Consider the following 3,539-nt stretch of genomic DNA (forward strand, 5'->3'; position numbering starts at 1 on the left):
ACAATTCTTCTTTTCATATCAATAACTGTACTTTCACAGGTAACTCAGTGGCTGCTTCAGTTGCAGCAAACGAGATGTATTGTTTTGAAGCTGGTAATATCTATACTGGCAATGTTGATGACCGGATAAAAGTCAGAAGTGATATCGTCAGTTATTCTCAAACCTGGACAACACAAGCAACTCCCCTGAATATAACAGGAGATATTGATATTCATGGTTATTCAGGTGTTCACGGTATTCTAACGATAAATCCCGAGATGATCCTGGAAACTGATCCCGGATTTGAGATCCGGATCGGAAATTCTGTTTATGCTGACAGAATCGGTGGAATTTTGGCAGATGATGTTACTTTTAGAGGAGTGGCAGATTCTGCTAATGCCTGGTTCGGGATTAGGATAAGAAAGTATTCATACGGAGATTCCAACAGGTTTGATAATTGTACTTTCCAGAATGGTTCTTATGGAATCTATGCGGAAGACAATTCTTCTTTCCAGGTCAATAACTGTACTTTTTCAGGCAATTCAATTGCTGCTTCAGTACTGGGAAATGAAATGTATTGTTTCGAAGCCGGAAACATATTTACAAGTAATGATGATGATCGAATAGAGATCAGAAGCGATGTCGTCAGTAATTCTCAAACCTGGACAGCACAATCCACTCCCTTGCATTTGACAGGACATCTTGATATCCATGGTTATGCAGGAGTGATCAGTATTTTGACCATCCAGCCAGGTATGATCATGGAAGCAGATCCGGCTGTTGAGATCAGAGCAGGAAATCAAATATATGCTAATAGAATTGGCGGAATCATGGCAGATAATGTTACTTTCCGGGGAGATACTGATACTCCCGGAGCATGGTTTGGGATAAGAATGAGACAATATTCTTACGCTGATTCCAACAGGTTTGATTCATGCACTTTCCAGAATGCTGAATATGGAATTTATGCAGATGATAATTCCGCATTTCATATTTATGATTGTACATATACCGGAAACGAGATTGCTGCTTCGGTTTTGGGAAATGAAATGTATTGTTTCGAAGCGGGAAATATTTTTACTGGAAATGTAGATGACAGAATTGAAATTCGCAGCGATGTGGTCAGCAATTCCCAAACCTGGACAATGCAGACGACACCTCTGCATTTAGTTGGTGATCTTGATATTTATGGTTTTAACGGGATAACAAGTATTCTGACGATCAATCCCGGGATGATCCTGGAGTCTGATCCCGGGAATGAAATACGGATTGGAAATGCAATTTATGCCGATCGAATTGGCGGAATAATGGCAGATAATGTTACTTTTCAGGGATCTTCTGATACCGTTGATGCCTGGTTTGGGATCAGATCAAGAGTTTATGTGGTTGGAGATTCCAACAGATATGAGAATTGCACATTTAAGAATGGTGAATATGGATTTTATGCAGAAAATGGTACGATCTTTTATATCGGGAATAGTACATTTACCGGAAATTCGATGGCATCCTCTGTTCTGGCAAATGAAATGCATTGCTTTGGATGCGGTAATTATTACGCTGATAATACTGATGACAGGATCGAACTGCGGAGTGATGTGATCGATACTTCTCAAACCTGGACAACCCAAAATACTTCTCTGTATGTAACAGGTAATTTGACAGTCTATGATTATGGTGGTACTTCCCACCTGGAAATCCAGAATGGCTGTGACCTGGAATTTGCTGCTGGAACATCATTTTCAATTGGTTCTGGTGTATATGGAGACAGACATGGCTCACTTACTGCAACAGGTGTTACATTCACCGGAGATGTCCAAATCCCGGGTTCATGGAATGGCCTGCTGTTCAGAAATTATGCCGATTCACCGAACTGCCATCTGGATAGATGCATTATCGAATACGCCGGAAATGGTAATTACGGGAATATCTGGTGTGAAAATACTTCTCCTTTGATCAGCGAATGCGTGATCAGGCATTCGTCAAATTATGGTATTAAAACTTCTTCTGCAGGAGCAACTCCCAATGTTTTTGATTGTTCGATCATCTCAAATGATATCGGAGTGTATTGCTTAGGTAATAGTCAGCCTGTGATCGGTGGAGCAGCAGGTAACAGCAATGATATATCCGGAAATACTACTTACGGAGTGCAGAATGTCAGTTCAGGTATAACTGTCGATGCAACTTATAACTGGTGGGGAGATGCTTCCGGTCCGTATGATCCGGATGGAATGATAGAGGTTCCTCCCTGCGATGATCCTGCTGATGATCTGAATGCTGATGGTTTGGGTGACAATGTTACTAATTATGTCGATTACTGCACCTGGAGTGAAACGCCCTTGAGTGATGCTCCTTCGCTTTTTGACTTGTTGTCTCCTGCTCAGGGAGATACGCTCCGGGATTTGATCGTTACCTTTGATTGGGAACCTGGCATCGATCCGACCCCGGGTGATACGGTTCGTTATATAATTGAGATCAGCAGCAGTGCAGGTTATGAACCGGAAAATACTCTAACTATCGAAAACCTGGAAAACACTGTTCACAGGACAGAAGCCGGAGATCTGAACGATGATACCCGTTACTGGTGGAGAGTGACAGCCTTTGATACCCAAGATCATTATACTAACTGCAATCAGCAGGATTGGTATATCGATACTTATGTGATCGAAGCTCCGGTTGATTTTGACCTGCTTACTCCGGGGAACACCGAGACGGTGATGGTCACTTCACCGGTAATGACATGGGAAGAAGCAAATGATCCTGATCCGGGTGATACGGTTGTTTATACTGTCTATTTAGATGACAATACTGGTTTCATAGATGCGGATTCCATGGAAACTTCAGAGACCGGAATTTATCCTCCATTCTGCACACCCGGAACGAATTATTACTGGAAAGTAAAAGCCGCAGATAGTTTTGGTTATATCACCTGGTCTGATGTATTCAATTTTTATCTTCATCCCGATGCCGGACCTCGACCTCCTTTATGGATTACGATCACTACTCAAAGTGATGATATCCTTTTGGAATGGGAAGAAGTACCGGGAGCCGACTCATATAATGTTCATCATTCCAATGATCCTTATTCAGGATTCACATTGCTGCAGGATAATGTTACAAGTCAGGAATTTCTTCATGAAGATGCACTCATAACATTTGATCAGCATTTCTATTACATAATTGCAGAAGATACGGATTTGAGATGCTGGCAGAATTTGAGTAATGAGGAAATTAAGATCACCAGGCATAAAACAAAATAGAGATAAAATAAGAGAATAAAAACAATGTTCCCACGCAGGAGCGTGGGAACGAGTAATTAGATTTCATCTACGGCTATTAATATTCAATATCTTCAGGATTTGAAGAGGAACAGAAAAGAAACTCCGAAGGAGTTCAATTTTTAGCCGGAGGTGTGAACCTCCGGATAGGATAGGATGAGAAGATAAAAAACAACTCAGCAGGAGTTGAACAGGAATTGATTTAGGGTAGTTATTCAATCCGATAGTTATTAGATTAAGTTCTCCCCTTTCCCTCCAAAAAAATAATTTGACACAAGTTTTTCC

1 protein-coding gene is annotated in these 3,539 nt (G+C 41.1%); it reads left to right on the forward strand.

Annotated features, from left to right (window positions below; all coding sequences use genetic code 11):
• Nucleotides 1-47 precede the first annotated feature (47 nt).
• Nucleotides 48-3,236 carry a hypothetical protein gene (locus ENL20_00625; protein ID HHE37065.1) on the forward strand — a complete coding sequence of 1,063 codons (3,189 nt, stop codon included), beginning with the start codon at nt 48-50 and terminating at the stop codon, nt 3,234-3,236.
• The last annotated feature ends 303 nt before the right edge of the window (nt 3,237-3,539 follow it).

This window comes from Candidatus Cloacimonadota bacterium (genome assembly GCA_011372345.1).
GTDB lineage: Bacteria > Cloacimonadota > Cloacimonadia > Cloacimonadales > TCS61 > DRTC01.